This window comes from Dyella tabacisoli, from assembly GCF_003350925.1.
In the GTDB taxonomy this organism is placed as follows: domain Bacteria; phylum Pseudomonadota; class Gammaproteobacteria; order Xanthomonadales; family Rhodanobacteraceae; genus Dyella_C; species Dyella_C tabacisoli.
The window spans coordinates 943798-963311 of the sequence record NZ_KZ857173.1; the positions used below are offsets into that span (position 1 = coordinate 943798).

General features: G+C 61.5%; 21 protein-coding genes. 15 read left to right on the forward strand and 6 right to left on the reverse strand.

The genetic code is table 11. From position 1 onward, the window contains the following. Positions 1-113: 113 nt before the first annotated feature. Both DVJ77_RS04040 and DVJ77_RS04050 read left to right on the forward strand, forming a co-directional pair. A complete protein-coding gene (locus DVJ77_RS04040) occupies positions 114-1754 on the forward strand; it encodes an acyl-CoA dehydrogenase family protein (protein ID WP_114844141.1) in 1641 nt (546 codons plus the stop codon). Between the two features lie 411 nt (positions 1755-2165). Next, positions 2166-2651 (forward strand): asparaginase domain-containing protein, encoded by a 486-nt coding sequence (locus DVJ77_RS04050; RefSeq protein WP_114844143.1) that lies wholly within the window; start codon positions 2166-2168, stop codon positions 2649-2651. A 124-nt stretch (positions 2652-2775) separates the two neighbouring features. Here the strand turns inward: DVJ77_RS04050 and DVJ77_RS04055 are convergent, their stop codons facing one another. Further along, on the reverse strand, positions 2776-5220 hold the full coding sequence (locus DVJ77_RS04055) for a protease pro-enzyme activation domain-containing protein (protein ID WP_225427780.1): 2445 nt from the start codon (positions 5218-5220) through the stop codon (positions 2776-2778). Here DVJ77_RS04055 and DVJ77_RS21385 point away from each other — a divergent pair. Further along, complete coding sequence (locus tag DVJ77_RS21385) at positions 5219-5368, forward strand: hypothetical protein (protein ID WP_225427782.1); 150 nt, start codon at positions 5219-5221, stop codon at positions 5366-5368. The genes DVJ77_RS04055 and DVJ77_RS21385 overlap by 2 nt on opposite strands. Before the next feature lie 697 nt (positions 5369-6065). Here the strand turns inward: DVJ77_RS21385 and sufT are convergent. Next, positions 6066-6623, reverse strand: coding sequence for a putative Fe-S cluster assembly protein SufT (sufT, locus tag DVJ77_RS04060; protein ID WP_114844145.1), 558 nt, complete (start codon positions 6621-6623; stop codon positions 6066-6068). Positions 6624-6816: 193 nt separating this feature from the next. Further along, a complete protein-coding gene (locus DVJ77_RS04065) occupies positions 6817-8649 on the reverse strand; it encodes a M4 family metallopeptidase (RefSeq protein ID WP_114844146.1) in 1833 nt (610 codons plus the stop codon). 405 nt (positions 8650-9054) lie between these two features. Between DVJ77_RS04065 and DVJ77_RS04070 the strand changes: the two genes are divergently transcribed. After that, positions 9055-9522 carry a hypothetical protein gene (locus tag DVJ77_RS04070; RefSeq protein WP_114844147.1) on the forward strand — a complete coding sequence of 156 codons (468 nt, stop codon included), beginning with the start codon at positions 9055-9057 and terminating at the stop codon, positions 9520-9522. A 51-nt stretch (positions 9523-9573) separates the two neighbouring features. Here DVJ77_RS04070 and DVJ77_RS04075 read toward each other — a convergent pair whose 3' ends face one another. After that, positions 9574-11004: an NAD(P)(+) transhydrogenase (Re/Si-specific) subunit beta gene (locus DVJ77_RS04075; protein WP_114844148.1), complete on the reverse strand. Its 1431-nt coding sequence runs from the start codon at positions 11002-11004 to the stop codon at positions 9574-9576. Next, on the reverse strand, positions 11004-11312 hold the full coding sequence (locus DVJ77_RS04080; protein WP_114844149.1) for an NAD(P) transhydrogenase subunit alpha part 2: 309 nt from the start codon (positions 11310-11312) through the stop codon (positions 11004-11006). The genes DVJ77_RS04075 and DVJ77_RS04080 overlap by 1 nt, the downstream gene beginning before the upstream one ends. A gap of 138 nt (positions 11313-11450) precedes the next feature. On the opposite strand from DVJ77_RS04080, the gene DVJ77_RS04085 reads away from it, so the two are divergent. The 6 genes from DVJ77_RS04085 to DVJ77_RS04105 all read left to right on the forward strand — a co-directional run bounded on the left by DVJ77_RS04085 (position 11451) and on the right by DVJ77_RS04105 (position 15026). Beyond that, the gene (locus DVJ77_RS04085) at positions 11451-12053 is read left to right on the forward strand and encodes an RNA polymerase sigma factor (protein ID WP_114844230.1); all 603 of its coding nucleotides are present in this window, start codon (positions 11451-11453) and stop codon (positions 12051-12053) included. Continuing rightward, the gene (locus DVJ77_RS04090) at positions 12050-12436 is read left to right on the forward strand and encodes a hypothetical protein (RefSeq protein WP_114844150.1); all 387 of its coding nucleotides are present in this window, start codon (positions 12050-12052) and stop codon (positions 12434-12436) included. Before DVJ77_RS04085 ends, DVJ77_RS04090 begins: the two co-directional genes overlap by 4 nt. A gap of 3 nt (positions 12437-12439) precedes the next feature. Beyond that, positions 12440-12964, forward strand: coding sequence for a DUF3106 domain-containing protein (locus DVJ77_RS04095; RefSeq protein ID WP_114844151.1), 525 nt, complete (start codon positions 12440-12442; stop codon positions 12962-12964). Positions 12965-13077: 113 nt separating this feature from the next. Continuing rightward, positions 13078-13908 (forward strand): helix-turn-helix transcriptional regulator, encoded by an 831-nt coding sequence (locus DVJ77_RS04100; protein WP_114844152.1) that lies wholly within the window; start codon positions 13078-13080, stop codon positions 13906-13908. Between the two features lie 96 nt (positions 13909-14004). Next, positions 14005-14148, forward strand: a complete 144-nt coding sequence (locus DVJ77_RS21310) for a hypothetical protein (RefSeq protein ID WP_191983656.1) — start codon at positions 14005-14007, stop codon at positions 14146-14148. After that, positions 14145-15026, forward strand: a complete 882-nt coding sequence (locus DVJ77_RS04105; RefSeq protein ID WP_114844153.1) for an alpha/beta fold hydrolase — start codon at positions 14145-14147, stop codon at positions 15024-15026. The genes DVJ77_RS21310 and DVJ77_RS04105 overlap by 4 nt, the downstream gene beginning before the upstream one ends. Before the next feature lie 49 nt (positions 15027-15075). Here DVJ77_RS04105 and DVJ77_RS04110 read toward each other — a convergent pair whose 3' ends face one another. Further along, positions 15076-16176 carry an NAD(P) transhydrogenase subunit alpha gene (locus DVJ77_RS04110; RefSeq protein ID WP_114844154.1) on the reverse strand — a complete coding sequence of 367 codons (1101 nt, stop codon included), beginning with the start codon at positions 16174-16176 and terminating at the stop codon, positions 15076-15078. A 130-nt stretch (positions 16177-16306) separates the two neighbouring features. Between DVJ77_RS04110 and trbK the strand changes: the two genes are divergently transcribed. The 5 genes from trbK (at position 16307) to DVJ77_RS04135 (ending at position 19251) form a co-directional block, all read left to right on the forward strand. Next, entirely contained in the window at positions 16307-16537 is a 231-nt protein-coding gene (trbK, locus tag DVJ77_RS04115) for an entry exclusion lipoprotein TrbK (RefSeq protein ID WP_114844155.1), read from the forward strand. 107 nt (positions 16538-16644) lie between these two features. Continuing rightward, positions 16645-17097 (forward strand): cytidine deaminase, encoded by a 453-nt coding sequence (gene cdd / locus DVJ77_RS04120; RefSeq protein ID WP_114844156.1) that lies wholly within the window; start codon positions 16645-16647, stop codon positions 17095-17097. Positions 17098-17143: 46 nt separating this feature from the next. After that, positions 17144-17713, forward strand: coding sequence for a nitroreductase family protein (locus DVJ77_RS04125; RefSeq protein WP_114844157.1), 570 nt, complete (start codon positions 17144-17146; stop codon positions 17711-17713). Then, positions 17710-18606 carry a 5'-3' exonuclease gene (locus tag DVJ77_RS04130; RefSeq protein WP_114844158.1) on the forward strand — a complete coding sequence of 299 codons (897 nt, stop codon included), beginning with the start codon at positions 17710-17712 and terminating at the stop codon, positions 18604-18606. Before DVJ77_RS04125 ends, DVJ77_RS04130 begins: the two co-directional genes overlap by 4 nt. A gap of 78 nt (positions 18607-18684) precedes the next feature. Then, positions 18685-19251: an NUDIX hydrolase gene (locus DVJ77_RS04135; RefSeq protein ID WP_114844159.1), complete on the forward strand. Its 567-nt coding sequence runs from the start codon at positions 18685-18687 to the stop codon at positions 19249-19251. The last annotated feature ends 263 nt before the right edge of the window (positions 19252-19514 follow it).

Sequence of the window (19514 nt, forward strand, 5' to 3'; positions counted from 1 at the left end):
TCAACGATGCATGAGTTTGCACCGGCGCATGCCCGCTGTCCGCGGACAGCGCAAGCGGACAGCGCGGACAGGACCGACCTATACTTCGGCGGTCTATCCGTCAGAGTCAGGCCATGGAATTCCTGCAAGACGCACCCCAACTCGCCCACCCTTACCGCCGAGACCGCCTGCTTTGCAGCCTGCTCGATCGCACACTGCCCATGGAGCGACGTGCGGCGCTGGACATCGATCTCGATGCGCTTGGCGACTATGCGCAACTCGCCTGGCGACGCCTCGCCAGCAGCACGCGCCGCAAACCGGTACTGACCCAATGGGATGCCTGGGGTCATCGCGTCGATCGCATCGAACTGACCGCCGCATGGCAAGAAGGGCCGCAGCTCACGACGCGTCACGCCGTGCTTGCTGCCGGCCACGAGGCCAGCGAGTACGCACGACTGGAGCAATTCGCGCGGGTGTATCTGTATCACCTCGCCAGCGAGTTCTATACCTGCCCACTGGCCATGACCGATGGTGCGGCAACCGCGCTGAAAGCCTCCGGCAACCACGCGCTGATCGAACGCGCCTTACCGCATTTCCTCAGCCGCGACCCCGCTACGTTCTGGCTTAGCGGGCAATGGATGACCGAGAACGCCGGCGGCTCCGATGTCGGCCGCACCGAAACCGTGGCGCGCCAAGACAGCCATGGTCAATGGCGGCTCTACGGCCGCAAGTGGTTCAGCTCGGCGGTGGTGGGCGAGGCTGCATTGGCATTGGCCCGCCCCGAGGGCGCCGGCACGGGAACCGCTGCGCTGGCGCTGTTCTATGTCGAAACGATGGAAGGCGAGCGCCGTAAACCGGAGCTGCAGATCGACCGGCTGAAAGACAAGCTAGGCACGCACGAATTGCCCACCGCCGAAATTCATCTCCGTGGCCTGCCCGCCTGGCCCCTGGGCGAACTTGCTCACGGCGTGCGCCAAGTAGCGCCGATGCTCAATATCACGCGTAGCTGGAACGCGATCTGCGCCGTAGCCAGCATGGCCCGCGCCATCAGCCTGGCCCGCGACTACGCGACACGGCGCCAGGCGTTTGGACGCCCATTGATCGAACAACCCTTGCATGCGCAAACCCTGGCCGACATGCAGGCCGAATTTGAAGGCGCCTTCGCGCTGGCCTTTGAAGTAACGCATTTGCTGGGCCGCGTCGAACAAGGCATCGCCGCACCGCACGAGGCCGCCCTGCTACGCCTGCTCACGCCACTGGCCAAACTGTGGACCGGCAAGCTCGCCGTCAAGCTGTGCTCCGAAGCCCTGGAGTGTTTCGGCGGCGCCGGGTATATCGAAGACACCGGCCTGCCCCAGTTACTGCGCGATGCCCAGGTGTACGCCATCTGGGAAGGCACCACCAACGTGCTGTCGCTCGATAGCCTGCGCGCGCTAGGCGGCGACGGCCCCGACGCACTGCGCCAGGCGGTCACCACCTGGCTGAGCGGCAACGACGACATGCATGCCGCCAGCGCCATCCAGCATGTACTGGATGCAGCGACACGCTGGCTCAACACCCATGCCCAACAACGCAATCCACTCGAAGCCGGCGCACGCGGCCTTGCCATCACCCTGGCCCGTTGTGCCGCTGCGGCGCTGCTGGCGCGGCAGGCGGCGTGGTCGACATCTCGCGACGACCAGCGTCCGGCAGCCGCACTGAGCCGCTTTGTCGCGCACGGCCTCGATCGCCTCACCACGCACGATGCTGCCGATACGCTGCTTTTACTTGGTTAACCGCACCCCTCCTCAATCCTCCCCTGCACGCAGGGGAGGAAGCCCGCCGAGGCAAGCTTTTGACGTTGCCTTTGACCTTGCACTTGATCTCGGCTCTTGGGGCCCCTGTGCGTCGGTGAGGGTCGGACGACAAGGCCCGCAGGGGCATCGACATGGATGTCGATGCCTTTTCGCCAGGGCAGGAAGCCCTGTCGAAAAGCCCGGCCGACCCTCACGTACCCGAAGGGCGACTCACCGGGGTGGCCTTCTCCGTTGGTTACTTTCTCTTGGCCACTCAAGAGAGAGTGACTCGACCACCGGCAGGTGGCCGAAAGCCCGCCGCAGGCGAACACCCCAGCGATAACACACAAAAGAGTAATCCCCCCACCGACCAAGCTAAAATGCCCCATTCCCACCCACGGCCCAGCACCCATGCAGCATCTGACCATCGTCACCACCGGCGGCACCATCGACAAGATCTACTTCGACGACAAGTCGGACTACAAGATCGGCGCCCCGCAAATCGGCGAGATCCTCAGCCAACTCGGGGTGGCGTTTCAGTTCGATGTGATCCCCATTCTGCGCAAAGACAGCCTGCACATGGGCGCCGAAGATCGCGCGCTGGTGCGCTCCACCATCGAGGCACAGCCGCATCGCCACGTGCTGGTGACCCACGGCACGGACACCATGGTCGAAACCGCGCGTGAACTGGCGCAGATCAAGGGCAAGGTGATCGTACTCACCGGGGCGCTGAACCCGGCACGCTTCCAGGGTTCGGATGCCGTATTCAATGTCGGCTGCGCGGTGGCCGCGGTGCAAACTCTGCCCGATGGCGTCTACATCACCATGAATGGCCGGGTGTGGGATCCGTCCAAGGTGCGCAAGAACCGCGATGCGAATCGGTTCGAAGAAGCCTGAAAACGTTCGCGGCCAAGATGGCGCAACCACAAAAAAACCGGCCCGCGAGGGCCGGTTTTTTTAATACATCCCTGTTCTCTGCAACAAGAGACTGACAACGTGTCAGCCTCTTGCAGGAGAGTGCTTACTGCACGGTCAGCGTGACGTCATCGAGCACGAAGGAAGTCTGCAGCGAGGCATCCTCGGTACCGGTGAACTTGATTACCACGGTCTGGCCGATGTACGGAGCCAGGCTGTTGGTGTGCACGGTGTAACCGGTGTTCTTGTTGAGGTTGGAGTACGTCGCCAACGTCCCCAGCAAGGTACCCGAGGTGTTGAACACCTGCACCTTGAAGGTATCGTACGCCGTCGTCGTGGTCGTTTCGGCCGTGTCGATATGCAGGTAGTACTGCAACGTTGCCGAGGTCTTGCCGGCTGGGATCGTCACAGTCTGCGCCACCGTATCGGTGTGCGAGCTGCCATAACCGTCAAGCCATGCATCCCACGAACCCGCATGCGGCGGCTCGCCACTGGCGTTATTGAGTACGCCCGAGGTGGTCGTCCATGGCGCTGCCGTACCGGTCTCGAAGCCGGTGTTGCCCAGCAACTGCGTCGAGCCACCACCGCCACCGCTGACCGTTACCGACTGGGTCTTGGTGTTGGTGGCACCGGTGCTGTCGGTCACTTTCAGCGAAACGCTGTAGGTACCGGCAGTGGTGTAGGTGTGGCTGGGGCTGGTGGCGGTCGAGGTGCTGCTGTCGCCAAAGTTCCATGCGCGCGAAGTAATCGTGCCACCGGTGTCGGTGGAGCTATCGGTGAAGCTCACCGTCAACCCGCTTACGGTATCGCTGAAGTTGGCTACCGGCGTACCGGGCGGCGGCGTTACGCCACCCCAATACTTGGTGACATAGGCGTTGAACTTGCTGATGTCCAAGCTGCCCCAACCGGTGCTGTAGTCCCAACCGGCCGCAGCGGCGTAGCCATAGCCGTTGTAACCGTTGTTGCCCGAGGTCACGTCGTGCAATGGGGTGCTATCGGTGGAGAAATACTTGTACATATTCGCCGTCGGCAGGCCCAGCGTGTTGTTGTTGGCCGACTGAATACGCGACCAGACACCGACGAAGATCGGCGAGGCCAGGCTGGTGCCGCCAATCTGATAAAGCGTGCCATTGATGTAGATCTTGGCACCCGTCGATTGCGCCGCATCGAACGCCACGTCAGGCAGCACGCGCTTGGTCACCGACGCGCCCAAGGCGGTGGTCTGCCAGGCCGGTGCCGCCTCGAACACGCTGACGCCGCCGCCGGTGGCCCACAGCCGTTGGTAAGCCGAGTTGTTCTGGTCCGGCGAAAGCCCTTCGTTCCACACGGTTTCGCCCGCCCAGGCGGTGCCGTTGGTGCTTAGCGTGGTGCCGCCTACTGCGACCACGTTGGGCGAGGTTGCCGGCTCGCTTACCGAGTACTTGCTCAGATCGGCGGTGATCGTGCCGGAGCTGTCGGCGATGTCGCCGTGCTGGGTCTCGTAGGCACCTTCGTCGCCCGAAGAAATCGAAAACGTCTGACCTTGTGCGGCAGCCTGGGCGAAGATGGTGTCGTCCGCCGCCTGCGTACCAGCGTTGTGCGAAGCCGTCTCGTCCGAACCCAGCGATACGTTGATGACCTTGACGACATTGTCGGTCACGGCACGGTTGTACGACGCGGTGATGGCGGCATCAGTGAGGCAGCTATCGCTCGAATCGCAGTTGGGCGCCGTATAGAAATACAGCGTGTTCACACCGCCCGAGGTACCAACGATGGTCTGGCTATCCAGATTCCATTCGCCGTCGCCGTTCGAATCATCGGCATAGGCGCTGGTGCCAGTCTTCACCACCTGGGTGTTGACCGCCGTCATGCCGGCATTGGTGGTGAAGGTGTTCAGGTCGGTAATCGTCTGGGTCATGTCGCCCCAGGTGATGATGCCGACCTTGGTCTGCGACGCGGTCGGCGTGGTGCCGGCGTTGTAGATCGTGGCGAACTCGGTCGGGCTATGCGACACCGATACCGCGGCCTGCGTGGTCACGTTGGCATGCACATTTCCGGCCACCGCCTGCGGAGCGGTGTGGTACATGGTGTGCGGCACGCTGATGTTCTGCAGGCCCAGTACCGAGCCCACAATGCCACCGAGTGCCTGCGGCACCATGGCTGCCGAGTCGTTGGCGATGCGCTGCTTGCCATCGAAATTGAAGGTCTTCATGTTGGTGCGGAAAGCCGTGCTGACCGAGCCGGCATTGCCTTCGGCCGTCACCAGCAAGTTATTCGGCGCTGCAGCCACATTCTTGAAACCGGCTTGCTGCAAGTGCGCGATCACCGCCTGCACCTGGGCTTCGGTCGGGGCGTATTGCGCCTTGAACTGGGCCGGGGTCAGAAATTTGTGGAAGTTGGCACTGCCCGGCTGATTGACGTCACGCAGGAACGCCTTCAACTGAGCTTCATTGCGCAGATTCAAGCTCACGGTCACCTGCACCGGTTTGCTCAATTCCAGCGGCGATACCAGCGTGTTGACCAGACTCGGCTTGCCATGCACGTTCATCGTCCACGTCGACGAGGTCGCCATGGTGCTGACCGACGAGGTGCTGACCGGTGCCGACGCCTTCAACAAGGCCGCATCGGTTTTGGTGGTCACCCAGGTATCAGTGGCCGCGAATGCTGACGCCGAGAACATCGCCAGCGAAACTGCCAACGGCAGCAAGGCCCGACGATAATTATTCTGGCCCTTATTGTTTTTCTCACCCCTAATAAAACGATTACTACCAGTCATTACTTTCTCTCCTAGACTTTTCAGGGACGAACGAACCTAATGCGGCCGTCAGACCCCATAGTTAGTTGTGCCGCGCGGTGCGCGACGTCGGATTTCCCAACAGTTGTCTAGCGATCCAATAACCGCCCAGCGTGTGGCTTCCCCCCTGCGCCATCCATGACATAAGCCCTACGCGGACGTGTAGCAGAACGAGGCCCCCCCCAATCACGCTGACGTCGTTAAAGGATCATCTGCCGCCCTCCCGAGAGCAGATACATAGACGCTAATGCGAGACACTCGCAATCGTCAATCGGAATTAACGGCATTTAAGTGATTTCTTTCGCAATAAGCCTAAGAATATTTCCTACCGCAATATTTTTCGATTAATCGGCAAGATAAAACGTTAACCCATTAACTTGTTTCAAACGATAAAACCATAATTAACACGTAAACCAAGATATTCATCACATAAACATCACTATGCATCGGGTAAGCACTGATGACCCCCTCCCCTGCTTGCAGGGGAGGGCTGGGGAGGGGTCCAACCTTGCCGCAAGCCCCGTCCCCCCCCCCTGCAAGCAGGGGGAGGGGCTAAAAATCTTGGGGGCACGACATAAAAAACGCCCGCAAGGCGGGCGTTGGGACGTAGCGGATGCCGCAGTTCAAAGCATGCCGGTTTCAAGCTTGGCCGCGTCGGACATCATCGAATGACTCCACGGCGGATCGAACACCAGATCCACATCGGCCTCGGTCACCGTAGGAATCAATTCGAGCTTGGTCCGCGCGTCGTCGATCAAGATGTCGCCCATGCCGCAACCGGGTGCGGTAAGCGTCATTTTCACGTAGACCTTGCGCTGATCCGGCTCCACATGTTCAAGGCTGACGTCGTAGACCAGCCCCAGCTCGACCACGTTGATCGGTATCTCCGGGTCAAACACGGTGCGCAGTTGCTGCCACACCAGCTTCTCGACATCGGCATCACTGGCGTCGGCCGCCAGTTGGATCGGCACCGGCGGCTCCTTGCCCAGCGCATCGGCATCGGCACCGGCAATGCGAAACAGGTTGCCCTCTACGTAGACGGTAAAACTGCCGCCCAGGGCCTGGGTGATATAGCCGATCTGGCCGGCCGGAAGGCTCACGGTTTCACCCTGCGGCACCATGACTGCGCTGCAATCACGTTCCAGAGTGAAGGGTTCGCTACTTAGACTGAAACCGCTCATGCCTGTACCTGCTCTTACCTATTCGGGGCGCGGCCGATCGCCGCCGCCAGCCGGCCATGATAACCGGGTGCTTGGTCAACCCGGTCATATGGACGTATCGAAGGGGTAAGTCGGGTTGATTGGCGCGCATCTCAAGGCCCGCCGGGCGTGAGCCCGGCGGGCACAGGTGGAGTACGGCGCCAGGCCGGGTTCTTCAGGGAGTCCAGCTAGCCTTGATGCTTACACCCGAAAACGCAGCATAACCACGCAGTTGCACGTAATACTTGCCCGTTTTGGTGGTGGCGAAGCTGCAGCTTTCGTTGTTGCCGTTCTTGTACGGACGGCAGTCATAGGTCGATGTGCTGGGTGCGGAACCGAATTTCACGTACAGATCCGCATCGCCGCTGCCGCCCGAACTGGCAATGACCAGGTTGCGTGCGCCAGCCGGGATATCGACCGTGTAGTTCAGCACGGCACCAGCAGCAGCGACCTGACCGGTCAAAGCCACGCCATTCTGCAGCGCCGTAGCGCCACCGCCGCCACCAGCGCAGCTCACGCCAACACCGGCGAACGCCGCGGTGACATCGCTCACGGCGTAGGTCAGGTCACTGGCGGCCGTCTGCACACCGCACGCGCCCGAGTTAAAGGTTTCATCGGCGTTCCAATAAATCGCATTGGCACGCTCGAACACCTCGAACGCCTTGCGTGTGCCCCAGCCACTGGTTTTGGCCAGCAGGCAGAACGCCTTGTTGTATACACCGCTGGAATAATGCACATCCAGGCCGTCGGTGTAGTTCGCCGCATTGTCGATCGAGCCGCCGTCCTGCGGCGGGTTGCACATATAGCGCAGAGCGTCGCCGATACCGGCACTGGTCTTGACGATCTCGCTGCCGACCAGGAAATCATTCTTGCCACGGTCGTAGAACTCCACCGCCTCACCGGCCATATCCGAGAACGCCTCGTTCATGCCGCCCGATTGCCCGCTGTAAGCGAGATTGGAGTGTTGCTCCGTGAAACCATGACTGATCTCGTGACCGGTCACGTCCAGCGATACCAGCGGATAAAAAGTGCTCGCACCATCGCCGAAGTTCATCGCGGTGCCGTCCCAGAAGGCGTTTTCATAACTGCTGCCGTAGTGCACTTTCATGACCAGCACTTGGTTAAGCGGCGGTGCGCCAAACCAGGCCTGATACATGTCGTGCACGACCCCGCCGAAATGATGGGCATCGTTGATCGGCGAAAAGGCACCGTTGATTCCATCGCCCTGACTGGTCGGGCAGATGAAGCTCCACAAGGTGCCTGCGCCCGTCCCCTGCTTCAGGTTGTAGGTTTTCACGCTCGCGTTTTGCGCGGTGCAGGTGCTACCCGATTGAGTCACTTTGAGGGCGCCGTAGTCGGTGCCGTAGTTGTACTGCCCGGTCTTTTGATTGCCGCCTGGGCCATTGGCGTCGAAGTCGGCATAGGCCAGCCCGTCCCACTGCTTGATGACCTCACCGCTGTTGGCATCGACGATCGCGGTGGGCCGTGACGGCTTGTCGCCATCGACGACATACGAAGTGAGATAAATCAGGCGCGCGCGACCACTCTGGTCCGGGTACACGTATAGGTCCGCGCGTTCGTTGCGTGGTGGCTGGCCGGCCTTTGACAAAAGACCTGCGTTTGCCCGCGATGCGGCCAACGCCTGTACCGTATTCAATCGCGGCGTCACCGAACCGAGATCGGCCTGCACATTCTGTAGCAAGCTGCCGTTGGCACTGAGCGCGTTGCCGCTGGCGTCCTGTTCGACCGCGATACTACGCCCATAAACCGGCACGTTCTTATAGAACTGCTGCATGCGCACCACCTGGGTGCCGCGCCCGGTCTTCGCCGCCTGGCGCGCCACCAGGCTGTTGTCGGCACTCAAACCCAATCGAGTAACCAATTGGTTGCTCGGCGTCACCCCTAAACTTTGCGCGCGCAATTGCTGCACATCGGCTGCATGGGCGGTGGTGACGCCGGCCAGCCCCAGCAGGGCCAGCCATACCGCCGCACGTTTTTGCATAGTCATTACCTGAGTTGTCATTGCGGTGTTCTCCAGTGTTGATGAGAAAAACGACGCCGCGCCGCCGGATCATCCAGACAGCGCTAAGACTCCCTCATGCACAGACATGGCTTGCCGTATGAAATAGCGGCCAAGCCGACCCCATTCCCTGGCCCAGGCATGGGCCAGAGATCTACGCCGCACCCACGGTGCGTCTAGGCGCAATCACATTTTGTTTGGGGTCATCGCCGAGTCTCCCTCCCGACGATGACCCGACGCTAACTGGTCAATAGTCAGCAAAGCGTGAAAACGTGCGATTTATGCGAAGAAATTGCGAACCGGTTCATCACGACCCGAATTGGCTCGCCGCGACATGGCGCAACTCGCGGCGGCGGTGCCCCGCTATGATGCGTTTTTGCTAAAGGAGCCGCCGTGCCTGCATCAGCCCCAAGCCCTGCCCGCAATACCTTGCGCGTACTGTTGAGCCTTTTGTTAGCCATATTCAGCGTTGCCGCACTGGGGTTGGCGACCGGTGCGGTATGGATGCTGCCCACCATGTATGAAGGCCGTCCGCTGCCCTGGCTGGCCTTGCCGGCCGGATGGCTGCTGGGTCGGGTGATGCGTTCGTGGATTCGCCCAGCCGGCCCTGGCGCAGCCCTGCTCGCCGTCATTGCAACGCTGCTGGCGGCTATTTACGTCAGCATGCTCACGGCCGGCGCACGCATTGCCGGCAATTTGGGACTGGATCTGATCGATACCTTGCGCACGGCGGGCGGCGCAATGCTGTTTGAGCTTGCCAGGCAATCGACGTCGCCCACGGACTGGGTCTGGTTCGCCGCCGGCTGCATGGTCGCTGCATGGGCCGCTGGCTGGATCAGTAAACCGCATCCGGCCAAATGAACTAACCCACTATCGCAGGAGCGCAGGCTGCGCTCCTGCGAAGTCTGCGTTTCAGTGATCCAGAGCCTTCAGCTCGGTCACCAACTGACCCGCCGCCGCCTGGCCATCGCCGTAAAGCAGGCGGGCATTGTCGGCATAGAACAATGCATTTTCGATGCCGGCAAAACCGGTGCCCTTACCGCGCTTGATGACGATGACCTGCTTGGCGTTGGACACGTCGAGAATCGGCATGCCGTAGATCGGCGAAGCCGGATCGGTCTTGGCCAGCGGGTTGACCACATCGTTGGCGCCGATCACCAGGGCCACATCCGTCACCGGAAATTCGGGATTGATATCATCCATATCGGCGATCAAGTCGTAAGGCACGCCAGCCTCGGCCAGCAGCACATTCATATGACCTGGCATGCGGCCCGCCACGGGATGGATGGCAAACTTCACTTTCACGCCACGCGCAATCAACGCCTGGGCGAACTCCCATACCTTGTGCTGCGCTTGCGCCACGGCCATGCCATAGCCGGGCACGATCACCACGCGCTCGGCATAAGCCATCATCACCGCGGCATCGGCGGCCTCGATCGGCTTTTGCGCGCCGCCGATCTCTTGCGCGACCGCGCCACTGGCGCCAAAGCTGCCGAACAGCACATTGCCGATCGAACGGTTCATCGCCTTGGCCATCAACTGAGTCAGCAGCGTACCGGCAGCACCGACCACCGTACCGGCGATAATCATCGCCTCGTTCTGCAGCACAAAACCTTCCAAAGCTACCGCCAGACCGGTGAACGCGTTGTACAGCGAGATCACCACCGGCATGTCGGCGCCGCCGATCGGCAGCGTCATCATCAAGCCAAACAATAACGACAACGCGAAAAATGCCGCGATCAACGGCAGGCCCAACTGGCCGCAGGCTATCGCCACGCCCAGACCCACGGCTGCCGCCAACACCAGCATATTGACGACACGTTGCGCGGGAAACACGAAGCGCTTGTCCAGCCAACCCTGCAATTTCGCGAATGCGATCAATGAACCGGAAAAACTCACCGCGCCGATCAACGCACCCAGTACCGCCAAAGCAAGTTGCGCCCCGCTCGGAGCGCTCGCGCCATTGGCCGTGAACTGGCCGCCATCCAACAGGGTGATGCTTTGGCCGGCATAGCCGATCAACTCGACCGCGCCGATCGCCGCCGCCGCACCGCCACCCATGCCGTTGTACAAGGCGACCATCTGCGGCATCGCCGTCATCGCCACGCGCCGGCCGGACCACCAGGCCGCCGATACGCCGATCAGCACGGCGGCAAGAATCAAGCCGCGATTGTGAATATCGGGCAAGGCCAGTGTCGCCAGCACCGCCAGCAACATGCCCACACCGGCCCAGGTGATGCCGCCACGCGCGGTGCGTGGCGAACTCATGCGTTTCAAACCGAGGATAAACAGCAGCGCCGCAAGGAAGTAACAAGCCTTAATCAGATCGGGCAACCACTCCATTACTTGCTCTCCCTTTGGCTTACGCCGAGCTTGCTGGATTTGAACATCTCCAGCATGCGCTCGGTCACCACATAGCCACCCGCCGCATTGCCGGCACCGAGCAGCACGCCGAGGAAACCGATCGCAATTTCAAACGATGTATCCGCATGCCCTAGCGCAATCATGGCGCCGACCAGCACAATACCGTGGATAAAGTTCGACCCGGACATTAACGGCGTGTGCAAGATCACCGGTACCCGCGCAATGATCTCGTACCCGGTAAATGCAGCAAGCATGAATATATACAGTGCTAGGAATCCGTCGATCATGACCTCTCCGTGCCGATTTACCGTTATCGGCTCATCATACGGACGCGGGTCAACCTGTGCGAGCCCGCCGCGTTGATTGCAAGGGTCGAACCGATGGAAACCCCCAATGCGCGATCCGACAACACGGATGACGATGGCATGAACAGCGTCGTGTCCAGGCTCGATGCGGATCTGGTCAGTGCCGAGCTTTTGGCCGACGACGTCCGCTCTACGCCAGCCACGCTTGACGCCTTTCTGGCGCAGGTGGAGCGGCGCGCGTTTCGCATGGCTGAAATGAATCTCGGCCACCGCGAAGACGCGATGGACGCGGTGCAAGATGCCATGCTGCGGCTGGTCAAACACTATCGCGACAAGCCGGCAGCGGAATGGCCGCCGCTGTTCTGGGGCATTCTGCGCCGCCGCATCGTCGACCTGCAGCGTCGGCGCAAGGTGCGCTCGATCATGGTCGGCTGGCTCGGTGGCGGCCGTGACGACGATGGTGACGAATTACCGAGCTGGGAACCGCCCGACAACGGACCGGGCCCGCTCGACCGGCTGCAGGATTCGCAGTCGTATGCCGATATGGCGGCAGCCGTGAAAAAGCTGCCGCGACGTCAACGCGAGGCTTTCATGCTGCGCGTACTGGAAGGCCTGGATGTGGCGGAAACCGCCCAGGCCATGGGCTGCTCCGAAGGCAGCGTAAAAACCCATCTGTCGCGCGCCATGCAACATTTGCGCGATCAATTGGAGATATGGCGATGAATGCGCCCGATAGCTCACTACAACACCGCGCCCGCATGCTTTATCGCGAGGCTGCTCAATGCATCGACCCCACCACCGCCGGCCGTCTGCGCGCCGCGCGGCGTACCGCCCTGGCCACCGCCGCTGTAACACCCGCGTCTCGCGTGATGCGCATGCTGCATACCGGCGCCGCGGCACTCGCGCTGCTCGTGCTGATGGCCTGGTCGCCACTGCTGAATCGTCCGGGCATGCCATTGCCGGCAGGCGGCATGATGGCCAGTCAAATCGCCGATGCCGACAGCGACCTGCCGCTGGATGCCGACAAGACCGATCCGACGCTGTATCAGAATCTTGAGTTTTACGGCTGGCTGGCCACCGATAGCAGCCACCAGGTGAATCAATAAATCATGCGCCTTTCTCGTTTCGCTCTAGCACTGTTGTGGGTCGGCTTGCTCGGCAGCCCGGCCACGCCTTTGCTGGCGCAACAACTCACCTCGCCGCCACCATCGTCGCAAGGCCCGGCACCGCCGTCGCGGCCATGGGAAAGCCTGTCGCCCAGCGAGCGCGACATGCTGGCGCCGATGAGCCGCGACTGGAACACGCTGCCGCCGGCTCGGCAGGCACAGATGCTGGAGCGCGCCAAACAATGGAATCAGCTTCCGCCCGAACGGCGCGATGAAATCCGTCAGCGCATCAGCCAGTGGCAGCAGATGACACCGGAACAGCGCGAGCAAGCGCGTACGAACATGCGCAAGTTTCAGCAGCTACCGCCCGAACAGCGCCAGCAATTGCACAACGCGTACCAGCACTATCAGCAACTACCGCCGGATCGCCGCGCTCAGTTAATGCGCCAATTCCAGCAAAGTCGCCCTGCTCCTCGTGGGCGCCCGGCGTCTGGCTTTCCCTCGCCAGGCGGCCACGGTCGGCATTAGCCGGCTCCCTTGATCTTATCTGGCCTGGTCTATCCGGCCAGGCCTACCCGGCGCGGCTGGCATGGTAGGCTCGACCCTGCACGAAAAAGCACGGTCAACTCAGTCTGCCCACCATGTCCGAGTTCGAAGTCAGCCGCTTGCTGGATACCGATACCGTAGCGCTACGCAACGTCCGTTGCGGCGGTAGCTGCCGTCATCGCAGCGCCGAAGAATGCGCTTCGGCCACGCACCTGGTCTTCCCGTATCGCGGCGTATACATGCGCCATGTCGGCAGCGACCAGGCCGTGGCCGATGCCAACCACGTACTGTTCTTCAACGCCGACGAGGGCTATCAGATCAGCCACCCGGTCGTTGGCGGCGATGCAAGCCTGTCGCTTAGCCTGTCCGAACCCATGGTGCGTGAGCTGGCGCCAAGTGCACTTTTGAATCAGCGCGGAACGCTCGGCTTCCGTCGCCAACATCAACGCATCGACCCTCGCGCACAGGCCCTGGTCGCCCTGCTGCGGCATAGCCTGGAAAACCAGACCATCGAACCGTTGGAGGCCGAGAGCCTGCTGCTGACCCTGGTGTGCCGCAGCCTGGGACCGCGCACGTCGCATGAGCCCGCCGCCACGCATGCGCACCGCCGGCTGGCCGACCGCGTCAAAGTTTTGCTGGCCAGCGATCTTTCCCGGCGCTGGACGCTGGCCGACATCGCGACGGAGATCGGTGGCTCGCCGGTCTATCTGACGCAAGTATTCCAACAGGTCGAAGGCATGCCGCTTTATCGCTATCAACTGCGGCTACGCCTCGCGCGAGCCCTGCACCTGATTGCGCAATACGACGATATGTCCGCGCTGGCCGCAGAGCTTGGATTCTCCAGCCACAGCCATTTTGCGGCGGCGTTCCGGCAGGCCTATGGCCGGTCGCCAACGGCCTTCAGGCAATCCACCCGGCATGCCTGAAACATAGAAACCGCTAAAGATTTCGACAGCGGCCGCAAACACGAGATGGTCTCCTACGTGTGCCCCGATAAGCGGGCTACCCAAGGAGTTGCGGTCATGAATGAAAAAACCTGTGCGGCCTGCGATTGCACGCTCGATGCGACTGCCATCAAGGTCAAAATCGGCACCCGCGTCGTCGAAGTCTGCTGCGAGGAATGCGCAGAGAAACTGTGTGAAGCCAGCCCGAAGCAGCCATCATGAACGGCAAAGATTTCTTCGCGGACCAACGCTACGTTGAAACTCTGTCGGGCAACATCAGCTATGTAGAACACGGTAGCGGTCCGGTGGCTTTGTTCGTGCATGGCGTGCTGCTCAACGGCTATCTGTGGCGGCACCAGCTCGCGCAGCTCGGCGGGCTCAGGCGTTGCATCGCCGTGGATTTGCTGGCGCACGGCAACACGGAAATATCGGCCACTCAAGATGTTTCGGTTACCGCTAATGCGCACATGCTGGCCCAGTTTCTTGATGCACTGAAGATCGATCAAGTGGACCTGGTCGGCAACGACAGCGGTGGCGGCATCTGCCAGATATTCGCCGCACTGTATCCGCAGCGCATTCGCAGTCTTGCCCTGACCAATTGCGACACACACGACAACTGGCCGCCCGAGGCATTCAAACCCTTTGTCGCGATGGTTGCCGCAGGTGGTTTGCCGCAGACGCTCCATGCCATGCTGGCCGACAAATCCATTTACCGCTCGCCGCAGGCACTGGGTCTGGCCTACGAACAGCCAGAAGCCGTCGCGGACGATACGATCGAGACTTACTTGCAGCCACTCACCCGTTCGGCACAGCGCACACGCGATCTCGAACGCTTCGTCAACGCATTCGATTGCCGTCACACGGTCGACATCGAGCCGCAGCTAGGGCAAGTGCAAGCGCCGACGCTTATTGCATGGGGCACGGACGATATCTACTTCGACCTGAAGTGGTCTCACTGGCTGGAACAGACCATCCCCGGAACCAGGCGACGAGTGGAACTCAAATCCGCCCGCATCTTCTTTCCAGAGGAACGTTCGGACGAGTTCAACCAGGAGCTCAAAGCCCACTGGGCGGGCAATTACGCGGCCGCTTCAAACTAACCCAATCGTGACCGCCTCGCTGACGCGTCAGCGAGGTAGCCATGCAGGCTCAAGCTTGAAAACGCACCTCGCCGGCATGCGCGACACAGCTCTTGGCCACCAGCTCGTCGCTGAAATCAGGTTGTAACCCACCGTCGCGTATCAGCAACTCGACAAAGTTGTACACGTTGCGCGCGTACATCTCCGATGCGTGCAACGGTGCGCCTGCCGGCAGGTTGAGCGGACCGAGAATAGTCACGCCACCATGATCCACTCGCTCGCCCGCGCGAGTCAGCTCGCAATTGCCGCCGCCCTCGGCCGCCAGATCCACGATAAGCGCACCGGGCTTCATGCCTTCGACCATCGCCGTGCTGAGAATCTTCGGCGATGGCCGGCCCGGTACCGCTGCCGTAGTGACGATGACGTCAATCGCCTTGAGGTGATCGGCCAACGCTTGCTGCTGCGCGGCGCGTTCTTCTACCGATAACTCGCGTGCATAGCCACCGCTACCGGCCGCGCTGACTCCAAGATCGAGAAACTTCGCGCCCAGCGACTCCACTTGCTCGCGTGTTTCCGGGCGCACGTCGTAGCCTTCGATCTGCGCACCCAGACGACGTGCCGTGGCGATCGCTTGCAATCCAGCCACACCGGCACCGATCACCAGCACCCGCGATGGCCGGATCGTACCGGCCGCCGTGGTCAACATCGGAAAGAATTTCGGCGACGCCTCGGCTGCGATCAACATAGCGCGATAACCGGCGACGGCCGCTTGCGAGCTAAGCACATCCATCGCCTGGGCACGTGTAGTACGCGGCAACAACTCCAACGCGAACGCACTGAGCCTATGCCGTGTCAACGCCTCGACGCGTGCCGCAGCACCGTAGGGCCGCAGTTGGCCGACCACCACACTGCCTTCGCGCAACTGCCCATACACCGCGTCATCCAGCGGCAACACACAGGCGAGCAAATCGGCCTGTGCCAATACACTGGCGGCATTGGCGAATTCGGCATCGGCATAAAGCGCGTCAGGAAACCCCGCTGACGCACCGGCACCCCGTTCCAGCAACACCCGCACGCCTTTACCGTGCAGTTTCTTCGCCACTTCAGGCGTAATCGCCACACGCCGCTCGGCGGTAGCGGTTTCACGCAATGCGGCCACGGTGATCGGCATCGTGCATCCTCAGCGGAAGGTTCTGCGCATCCTAGCCTATGCTGCTTACGCCGTCGCAACTGGCCGACTTGAGTCATCGCGTGATCCAAGTTAAGTTTTGCGTTCGCTATAACCATGGAATGGATGCCTCATGCGACATCATGCAGCGATGGCCTTGCTTGGATGCCTCACCCTCGGACTGGCCGCATGCGGCCAAACCCCACCCAACCCGAAAACCCCGGAAGAGATCAAGAGCTTCTGCTCCGACCCTCATCTGCAGCGAAAGCTGGCCGCCATCAGCGACGAGCAGGCGCGGCAAGCCCTGAGCGACCTGTGCTTTCGCAGCGGCAACTACACACCCAGCAAGCCAAAATCCTGGTGATGATGGCCATGGATCCATATCGGCAGGGAGCGGAGTAGACTGGCCCGCCGTCGATATTCACGGCCGTTTCACAGCGTGTTATCGCGGGTTCCGCTCTGGAGATCCCGATGCCTGTGCATGCCGATGTCGATTCAGTGTCCCTCGATCCATTGCTGATCGATCCATTGTCAGCCGATCCACTCTTGGCTTTAGCGCGTGAAGCACGTGCGCACGCCTATGCGCCGTATTCGAATTTTCACGTCGGCGCGGCGCTGCAAACGCGCGACGGCCGTCATTTTCTCGGCTGCAACGTAGAGAACGCCGCCTACGGTTTGTGCAACTGCGCCGAGCGCACTGCACTATTCGCGGCCATCGCCGCCGGCTGCAAGCCGGGCGACTTCGCCCGATTGGCAGTCATCGGCGACACCGCCGCGCCGATCAGCCCCTGCGGCGCCTGCCGTCAAGTCATGGCCGAGCTATGCGACCAGGCGATGCCGGTGCTGCTGACCAATATGCATGGCACGGTGCAGGCCACCACAGTAGCCGAGTTGTTGCCAGGCGCGTTTCGAGTGCTGAGCTAACACTGCGCCTGCTGCTAGCATGACGGCTTTGATTCTGAGCCTCCCCATGTCTTCTCCCCTTGCCTTGCTGTTGCAACGCCATTCCGCCCCTTCGCGCCAACTCAGCGAGCCGGCACCGGACGAAGCCACCTTGCATGCGTTGCTGGAAGCGGCGATCCGCGTGCCGGACCACGGCAAGCTGGTGCCGTTTCGACTGATCCTGCTGCGCGATAAGGCCAAGCTGCATTTCGGCGAGCAACTGACTGCCATGGCGATCCGCCGCGACCCCGACCTGCCCGAGTCCAATCGTGAAAAGGAGCGCATGCGCTATACCTTTGCGCCATTGGTCATTGCCGTTATCGCGCGCGTCGACAGCAACAGCAAAATCCCCGAAATCGAACAAAAACTCAGCGCCGGCTGCGTCGCCCACAACCTGTTGCTCGGCGCTTATGCGCTTGGCTACGGCGCGCAATGGCTTACCGGCTGGGCCGCCTACGATCGCGACGTCGCCGCCCTGCTTGGTCTGGCTGAAAACGAACATGTGATCGGTTTTGTCCATCTGGGCACCCCGCTGATCGACATCCCCGACCGCGATCGCCCGGTGCTAACCGACCTGCTGAGCAATTGGTCGCCATGAACAGGCTCTTGCCAACCGCCCATCTCGTCGATGGCAGCCTCTACGTGTTTCGCGCCTGGCATTCCATGCCGGACGAATTCACCGACGCCGAAGGCCATCCTGCCAATGCGGTACATGGCTTCACCCGGTTTCTATGCGAACTGCTCGAAAAAACCAAACCCGAACACATCGCGGTAGCGTTCGACGCCTCGTTGACCACCTCGTTTCGCAACGCGATCTATCCCGCCTACAAAGCCAATCGCGAACTACCGCCGCCCGATCTGGAGCGCCAATTCGTACTCTGCCGTGAAGTGGCCGAAGCGCTCGGCATCGTGGTACTGATCGACCATAGCTTTGAAGCGGACGACTTGATCGGCAGCGTGCTATGGAATCTGCGCAGCCAAGGTTTTCGTAGCGTGATCGTCTCCGCCGACAAAGATTTCGGCCAGTTGCTCGGCGAACACGACGAACAATGGGACTACGGCCGCGGCCTGCGCTGGGGTCCCGCCGGCGTATATGAAAAACTGGGCGTGCACCCGCACCAGGTCGCCGACTACCTCGCGCTCTGCGGCGACTCCGTCGACAACATTCCCGGCGTCCCCGGCATCGGCGCCAAAACCGCCGCCGCCCTGCTCGCCCACTTCGGCGATCTCGATGCCTTGCTCGACCGCGCCGATGAAGTCGCCTTTCTACGCCTGCGCGGCGCCGCCAGCGCCGCGAAAAAACTGCGCGAACATGGCGAAGACGCGCGCATGTACCGCAGACTCACTCGCATCGCCCTGGATGCGCCAGTTCCAGACAGCGCCGATGCATTGCGTCGTCAACGCAGTGAATGGTCGCGGCTTGAAGCACTATGCGAGCGCCTGCGCTTTGGTCCCTTGACGCGCACGCGATTGAAAGCACTGATCGATTGAGCATGCCCGAATGACCCGCATGTTGTAGCGGTCATGGCGACACGGCAACATCCCAACCCCACTTCGACACCTCATCCCATGAACCAGCTTGCCCATCGCACCCCCAACGACGCCAATGCCCCGGTGGAAACCCTTTACCAAGGCCGCTGGCTGAGCCTACGCAAGCGTGGCCGCTGGGAGTACGCCGAGCGCAACAACCCAGGCGGCGCGGTCATCATCCTGGCGGTGACGCCCGATGACAAAGTGCTGTTTGTCGAGCAATACCGTGTGGCGATTCTAAAGAACACCATCGAGATGCCGGCCGGCCTGGTCGGCGACCTGGCCGGGCAAGACGACGAAGGCGCGCTGCTTGCGGCTCAACGTGAACTGGAAGAGGAAACCGGCTATCGCAGCGGTCGAGTGGAGTTTATTCACGAAGGCCCGTCGTCGTCGGGCATGAGCACGGAAATCATCGCCTTTGTGCGGGCCTGGGATCTGCAGAAAGTCGGCCCAGGCGGTGGTGATGAGAGCGAAAACATCATCGTGCACGAGGTACCCAGGCTTGAAGCCGGCGCGTGGTTATTTGCGCGGGCCAGGGAGGGTTATTCGATTGATCCGAAGTTGTTTGCGGGGTTGTGGTTTATTGAGCATGGTCGGTTGGGGTGAGGTTGCTTGTTTGTAGTTGTTGGCTAGGTTGTTCGCCTGCGGCGGGCTTTCGAACCCCTGCCGGGGCCCGAGTCACTTTTCTTTGCTTGCTCACGCACCCGCAGGAGCGGGTGCGAACAGCGAAGCTGGCCCGAAGGGCGAAGGGCATGGATGCCCGGAGTCAAGAAAAGTAACCAAAAGAAAGAGCACCCCGGTGCGTCGCCCTTCGGGTGCGTGAGGGTCGGCCGGGCTTTTCGACAGTGCATCCATGCACTGGCGAAAAG

What these genes read in the sequence shown, in the direction of transcription:
- DVJ77_RS04040 (WP_114844141.1), top strand. Translation starts at nt 114, where the DNA reads ATGGAATTCCTGCAAGACGCACCCCAACTCGCCCACCCTTACCGCCGA.
- DVJ77_RS04050 (WP_114844143.1), top strand. Translation starts at nt 2,166, where the DNA reads ATGCAGCATCTGACCATCGTCACCACCGGCGGCACCATCGACAAGATC.
- DVJ77_RS21385 (WP_225427782.1), top strand. Translation starts at nt 5,219, where the DNA reads ATGGTGCTGACCGACGAGGTGCTGACCGGTGCCGACGCCTTCAACAAG.
- DVJ77_RS04055 (WP_225427780.1), bottom strand. Translation starts at nt 5,220, where the DNA reads ATGGCGACCTCGTCGACGTGGACGATGAACGTGCATGGCAAGCCGAGT.
- sufT (WP_114844145.1), bottom strand. Translation starts at nt 6,623, where the DNA reads ATGAGCGGTTTCAGTCTAAGTAGCGAACCCTTCACTCTGGAACGTGAT.
- DVJ77_RS04065 (WP_114844146.1), bottom strand. Translation starts at nt 8,649, where the DNA reads ATGACTATGCAAAAACGTGCGGCGGTATGGCTGGCCCTGCTGGGGCTG.
- DVJ77_RS04075 (WP_114844148.1), bottom strand. Translation starts at nt 11,004, where the DNA reads ATGGAGTGGTTGCCCGATCTGATTAAGGCTTGTTACTTCCTTGCGGCG.
- DVJ77_RS04080 (WP_114844149.1), bottom strand. Translation starts at nt 11,312, where the DNA reads ATGATCGACGGATTCCTAGCACTGTATATATTCATGCTTGCTGCATTT.
- DVJ77_RS04085 (WP_114844230.1), top strand. Translation starts at nt 11,451, where the DNA reads ATGAACAGCGTCGTGTCCAGGCTCGATGCGGATCTGGTCAGTGCCGAG.
- DVJ77_RS04090 (WP_114844150.1), top strand. Translation starts at nt 12,050, where the DNA reads ATGAATGCGCCCGATAGCTCACTACAACACCGCGCCCGCATGCTTTAT.
- DVJ77_RS04095 (WP_114844151.1), top strand. Translation starts at nt 12,440, where the DNA reads ATGCGCCTTTCTCGTTTCGCTCTAGCACTGTTGTGGGTCGGCTTGCTC.
- DVJ77_RS04100 (WP_114844152.1), top strand. Translation starts at nt 13,078, where the DNA reads ATGTCCGAGTTCGAAGTCAGCCGCTTGCTGGATACCGATACCGTAGCG.
- DVJ77_RS21310 (WP_191983656.1), top strand. Translation starts at nt 14,005, where the DNA reads ATGAATGAAAAAACCTGTGCGGCCTGCGATTGCACGCTCGATGCGACT.
- DVJ77_RS04105 (WP_114844153.1), top strand. Translation starts at nt 14,145, where the DNA reads ATGAACGGCAAAGATTTCTTCGCGGACCAACGCTACGTTGAAACTCTG.
- DVJ77_RS04110 (WP_114844154.1), bottom strand. Translation starts at nt 16,176, where the DNA reads ATGCCGATCACCGTGGCCGCATTGCGTGAAACCGCTACCGCCGAGCGG.
- trbK (WP_114844155.1), top strand. Translation starts at nt 16,307, where the DNA reads ATGCGACATCATGCAGCGATGGCCTTGCTTGGATGCCTCACCCTCGGA.
- cdd (WP_114844156.1), top strand. Translation starts at nt 16,645, where the DNA reads ATGCCTGTGCATGCCGATGTCGATTCAGTGTCCCTCGATCCATTGCTG.
- DVJ77_RS04125 (WP_114844157.1), top strand. Translation starts at nt 17,144, where the DNA reads ATGTCTTCTCCCCTTGCCTTGCTGTTGCAACGCCATTCCGCCCCTTCG.
- DVJ77_RS04130 (WP_114844158.1), top strand. Translation starts at nt 17,710, where the DNA reads ATGAACAGGCTCTTGCCAACCGCCCATCTCGTCGATGGCAGCCTCTAC.
- DVJ77_RS04135 (WP_114844159.1), top strand. Translation starts at nt 18,685, where the DNA reads ATGAACCAGCTTGCCCATCGCACCCCCAACGACGCCAATGCCCCGGTG.